The organism is Mesorhizobium sp. M1A.F.Ca.ET.072.01.1.1 (assembly GCF_004023325.1).
Classification (GTDB): Bacteria; Pseudomonadota; Alphaproteobacteria; order Rhizobiales; family Rhizobiaceae; genus Mesorhizobium.
This window is the reverse complement of the sequence record NZ_RZSF01000393.1, coordinates 1-5,408: the sequence shown is the minus strand read 5'-3', so window position 1 is coordinate 5,408 and position 5,408 is coordinate 1. Positions and strand designations below refer to the sequence as shown.

Annotated in this window: 4 protein-coding genes; 2 read left to right on the top strand and 2 right to left on the bottom strand. The window is 63.3% G+C overall.

The features are described 5' to 3' along the window. Both EOA32_RS32575 and EOA32_RS32570 read right to left on the bottom strand, forming a co-directional pair. Window positions 1-541, bottom strand: a 541-nt coding sequence (locus EOA32_RS32575) for a proton-conducting membrane transporter (protein ID WP_128373924.1), incomplete at its 3' end; no start/stop codon positions are given. A 321-nt stretch (window positions 542-862) separates the two neighbouring features. Continuing rightward, the gene (locus EOA32_RS32570) at window positions 863-2,701 is read right to left on the bottom strand and encodes a M3 family oligoendopeptidase (RefSeq protein WP_189407563.1); all 1,839 of its coding nucleotides are present in this window, start codon (window positions 2,699-2,701) and stop codon (window positions 863-865) included. 144 nt (window positions 2,702-2,845) lie between these two features. On the opposite strand from EOA32_RS32570, the gene EOA32_RS32565 reads away from it, so the two are divergent. Both EOA32_RS32565 and EOA32_RS32560 read left to right on the top strand, forming a co-directional pair. Then, a complete protein-coding gene (locus EOA32_RS32565; protein WP_095826710.1) occupies window positions 2,846-4,387 on the top strand; it encodes a sigma-54 dependent transcriptional regulator in 1,542 nt (513 codons plus the stop codon). Window positions 4,388-4,765: 378 nt separating this feature from the next. Continuing rightward, window positions 4,766-5,408 (top strand): YcbK family protein (locus EOA32_RS32560; protein ID WP_128373923.1); only part of this gene is annotated, 643 nt, incomplete at its 3' end.

The window sequence follows — 5,408 nt, the reverse complement described above, 5'->3', positions numbered from 1 at the left end:
CGATCTGGGCATAGGACGTGACGCCCTGCGCCTTGAGCAGCTTTTCATTGACCGGGCCGATGCCGATCAGGCGGCGCAGATTGTCCGCCTTGCCGGTGGTCGCCTTCGGGGCGGCGGCTTTCTTCGGAGCCGGCGCCTTCTTTGGCGCCGCGCCGGTCGTCTTTGCCGCTGCCGGCTTGGCCGCGGCGGATTTGGTCGAAGCCGATTTTGCCGCTGACGGTCTTGCAGATGAGGATCTGGCTGGGGTCGGGGTCGATATCAGCGCCGCCGGCGCAGGCGCGGAGGCTTTGTCGGTTCCCGCCTTGGCGGAAGAGGTCGGCGCTTCGCGCAGCTTGCGTTCGAGATCGGCGCGGCTGCGGCCGCATGCGTCGAGCTCGCCGCTCAGGCGGTAGGTATCGGCGCTAAACCGGTCGCGTTCGCTCTTCGCGCGACCGAGTTCGCCGCGCAGGCTGTCGAGCTCGCCACGCAGGCGGCCCCAGATGAACCAGCCAACCAGGACACCGACAACGAACGCCAGGAGCATATAGAAGAAAGTGCTCATTTTCCTCTCCAGTCCGATCGGGCCGCGGCCGCAAACGGCGGCCTTGCCGCAGGGATCGTCAATCGCTGGGCGGAACCGCCCCTCCAATCGCTGGCGGCTGGCCCTCCTCCGGCTGCGGCCCGACGGCCGCTATCGCTCTCGCTGAAGCAACGCTAGGGCCGCCTCCGGCCTTGCTGTCGCGTCCGGTTGAGCTTGGGGTCTGACGCTAGCACACGGCCTGCGCAAAGCTAATTGAAAAGTGCGGGCAGAGTTATTGAAGAACAGCACAAGTATGCGTTCCGGCCAAACTGTTCCCGGTCTATGCCGCCAGGCGAGCACCCGTCATTTGTCGAGCGCCTCCAGCTCGTCGATCAGCGCGCCGATCACACCCAGGCCGATCTGCCAGAAGGCCGGATCCGTGGCGTCGAGGCCGAAGGGCGCCAGCAGTTCCGAATGATGCTTGGTGCCGCCGGCGCGCAGCATCTCGAAATACTTCTCCTGAAAGCCGCGCTCGGCGTTCTGGTAGACGGCGTAGAGCGAGTTGACCAGGCAGTCGCCGAAGGCATAGGCGTAGACGTAGAAGGGCGAGTGGATGAAGTGCGGGATATAAGTCCAGAAGACCTCGTAGCCATCGCGCAACTTGATCGCCGGCCCCAGGCTTTCAGCCTGCACCTCAAGCCAGAACTGGCCCAGCCTGTCCGAGGTCAGCTCGCCGTTGCGGCGCTCGGCATGCACCTTGCGCTCGAACTCGTAGAAGGCGATCTGGCGCACGACAGTATTGATCATGTCCTCGACCTTCTGGGCGAGCATGGCCTTGCGCTCGCGCTTGTCGGAGGTCTGGTCGAGCAGCGAGCGGAAGGTCAGCATCTCTCCGAAGACGGAGGCCGTCTCGGCCAGCGTCAGCGGGGTGGACGCCATCAGCGCGCCCTGGCCGGCGGCCAGCACCTGGTGAACGCCGTGACCCAGCTCATGCGCCAGCGTCATCACATCGCGCGGCTTGCCCATGTAGTTGAGGAGCACGTAGGGATGCGCCGATGGCACAGTCGGGTGGGCGAAGGCGCCGGGCGATTTGCCCGGCCTGACCGGCGCATCGATCCATTTGCGATCGAAGAATGTCCGCGCGATTTCCGCCATCTTCGGCGAGAAACGCTGATAGGCTGACAGCACCGTGTCCCTGGCGTCGTCCCACCGGATCACCGACTGCGGGGTCTCGGGCAGCGGCGCGTTGCGGTCCCAGTGGTTCATGACGTCCATGCCGAGCCAGCGCGCCTTCATCTGATAGTAGCGGTGCGACAGGCGCGGATAGGCTTCGCGCACGGCCGCGGCCAAAGCATCGACCACGCCGCGTTCGACGCGGTTGGCGAGATGGCGTGAATCGGCGATGTCCTCGAAGCCGCGCCAGCGGTCGGAAATTTCCTTGTCCTTGGCGAGCGTGTTGGTGATGAGCGTGAAGGTGCGCAGGTTCTTGCGGAAGGTCGCGGCGAGCGCCTCGGAGGCGCGGCGGCGCACTTCGCCATCCGCGTCCTGCAGCCGGTTCAGCGCCGGCTCCAGCGTCAGCTCCTCGCCATCGACGTCGAAGCGCAGATCGGTCATCGTCTCGTCGAACAGGCGGTTCCAGGCGCCGCGTCCGGTGACCGACTTCTCATGGAACAACTGCTCGACCCGATCCTCGAGCTGGTACGGCTTGTCCTTCCTGAGATCGAGCACCCACGGGCGATAGTGGGCGAAGGCCGGGTCGGCCACGAGTGCTGCTTCGATCACCGAGTCGTCGATCAGGTTGAGCTCCAGCGCGAAGAACAAAAGATGCGCGCTGGCGTCCGTCATCTTCTCCTGGATGTCGCCATAGAGCTTGGCGCGCTGCGGATCGGCGGTGTTGCCGGCATAGACAAGTCCGGCATAGGAGACGATGCGGCCGATCAGTTCCTCCAGCGCCTCGTAGGCCCTCAGCGCCTCGCCGAGCCGGCCGGCGGCGCCACGCTCGGCTTCGGCGGCCAACGTGCCCTTCCAACGGACCTCGAAGGCAATGGCGTCGCTTGCCGCCCGGGCGATGTCACGCTTCAGCTCCGGCGCTTCCATGCCGGAATAGAGATCGGCGAGATTCCACTCCGGCAGATCGCCGAGCTCCGCCGCGGACTGGCCAGACGCCGTCGCCGCAAGCCGCTGACCAAACATCATGCGCATCGAGAATACCTTCTTCGAATCAACGGGAAAGGAGAAGCCGGTCAAATCCTAAGGAATTCGTTCACCGGGTTTTTTGAAACCTTATTTAGAACCCTGTGCCAAGATGATCCATGGGGATTTATCGGGCGGATAATTCAAAGAGTCATGACAGGTTCCGTACTCATAGTCGATGACGATCCCGTGCAGCGCAGGCTGCTCGAGGCGGCGGTGACGAAATTCGGCCACAGCGCCATCGTCACCGACGGCGGCGAGGCGGGCCTCGATGTGCTGGACGGACCGAACGCGCGCGATGTGTCGGTCGTCATCCTCGACCTGGTCATGCCCGGTCTCGACGGCATCGGCGTGCTGAAGGCGATGCGCGAGCGCGCCATCAATCTCCCGGTCATCGTGCAGACCGCGCAGGGCGGCATCGAAACCGTTGTCTCGGCCATGCGCCACGGCGCTTTCGATTTCGTCGTCAAGCCGGCCTCGCCCGACCGGCTGCAGACCTCGATTTCCAATGCTTTGAAGGTGGAAGCGGTCGAGGACGAGGTGAAGCGCTCGTCGCGGCGTCGCGGCGGCCATCTCACCTTCAAGGACTTGATCACCCGCAGCCCGGCGATGGACCGGGTGATCCGGCTCGGGCAAAAGGCGGCGGCCTCCAATATTCCGATCCTTATCGAAGGTGAATCGGGCGTGGGCAAGGAATTGGTGGCGCGCGCCATCCAGGGCAGCGGCGACCGCCGCTCGAAACCCTTCGTTACCGTCAATTGCGGCGCCATCCCCGACAATCTGGTGGAATCGATCCTGTTCGGCCATGAGAAGGGTTCCTTCACCGGCGCCACGGACAAGCACACCGGCAAATTCGTCGAGGCGCATTCGGGCACGCTGTTCCTGGACGAGATCGGCGACCTGCCGCTCGACGTCCAGGTCAAGCTGCTGCGCGCCGTGCAGGAGGGCGAGGTCGACCCGGTCGGCGGCCGTTCGACCGTCAAGGTCGACATCCGGCTGATCTCGGCGACGCATCGGAATCTTTTGCAGCAGGTCAAGGACGGCAAATTCCGCGAGGACCTATTTTATCGCCTGAACGTCTATCCGATCTTCGTGCCGCCGCTGCGCGACCGGCGCGAGGACATCCCCCATCTGGTCAGGCATTTCATGGAGAAGGTGGCGCCGGCCGATCCGCGTCATCGTCTCACCGGCATATCGGCCAAAGCGCTGGCGATGCTGCAGGCCTACGATTGGCCGGGCAACATCCGCCAGCTCGAAAATGCGGTGTTCAGGGCGTCGGTGCTCGCCGAAGGCGAGTTGCTGACCGAAGAGGAATTCCCGCAAATCCGCGCGCAGGTCGAAGGCACCGTGAAGCTCGATGCCGAGCCTGCGACTGCCGTGGCACCGGTCGCGGACGAGCCGCAGCCGGGCGATCAGGCCGTCTCCAATGGAGTGGCGTCAGGCTCGCACGAGGCCGAGGCGCGGGCGCGGCTGCAGCAGCGATTCGGCACGCTGAGGGCCTTGGACGAGCGCGGCAATGTGCGGGCGCTGGCCGATGTCGAGTTCGAGATGATCAAGCTTGCGATCGACCACTATAATGGCCAGATGAGCGAGGTGGCGCGCCGCCTCGGCATCGGGCGCTCTACACTCTACCGCAAGTTGAAGGAATATGGCATTGACCCCGAAGCGGGTCGGCTTGATCGACTTGCCTCTTGAGACGCAAGCCCAGCCCAGCCTACCGGTTTATATTCCGACTTAAATCGTCGCTTTTTCGTTTCTGAAGGCGCTTTTTCAGTCGATTGCGTGTTCGCGATCACGCATTTAACGCAATCGGTAACAGATTGTGTTTGGGCCAAAGCCGAATTCTCGATCTAAACCAGCGATTTACCACGAAACGTGGTGCATCATTTTTGACGGGATATCGCCACGGTGTTACCGCATTTCGGCTCCAATAAGCGATGATTAACCATTAGGATCGATATTCGGATGTGAGAACCACGCATCCGTTTGGGCAAATCCGGGGACAAACGGCAGCCTGCAAGGCCTTTTGATTTGAACCAAGTCGAACGACACACGAACGGGCGGCATTTTCACATGAGCGTCTGGCCACGGTGGCTGACGTTTGTGATTTTGGCCGTAGGGTTCCTTTCGGCAGCCGCCTCCGGCGCGAAAGCCGAAGTCCGTTCGCTGAAGCTCTATCACCTGCACACACACGAAAAGGCCGAGATCGTCTACAAGCGTAACGGTCGCTACGTTCCCGAAGGCCTGCGCAAGATTAACATCATCCTGCGCGACTGGCGCCGCAACGAGCCGACCAAGATGGATCCGCGGCTGCTCGATCTGGTGTGGGAGGCCTACCGGCAGAGCGGAGCGACCGACTACATCCAGGTCGTCTGCGGCTATCGCTCGCCATCTACCAATTCGATGCTGCGCAGCCGCAGCCGCGGTGTCGCCGAGAAAAGCCAGCACATGCTTGGCAAGGCGATGGACTTCTACATCCCCGGCGTGCCGCTGAAGAAGCTGCGCAACATCGGCCTCAAGATGCAGGGCGGCGGCGTCGGCTACTATCCGAATTCCGGTTCTCCGTTCGTCCACATGGATGTCGGCAATGTCCGCCACTGGCCGGGTATCAGCCGTCAGGAACTGGTCAGCCTGTTCCCGAACGGCAAGACGCTGCACGTGCCGAGCGACGGCCGGCCGCTGCCTGGCTATGAGCAGGCTCTGGCCGCCTACAAGG

Bases quoted from the DNA above. Each gene is read 5' to 3' on its own strand.
- EOA32_RS32565 (WP_095826710.1), top strand. From the start codon at position 2,846: ATGACAGGTTCCGTACTCATAGTCGATGACGATCCCGTGCAGCGCAGG.
- EOA32_RS32570 (WP_189407563.1), bottom strand. From the start codon at position 2,701: ATGCGCATGATGTTTGGTCAGCGGCTTGCGGCGACGGCGTCTGGCCAG.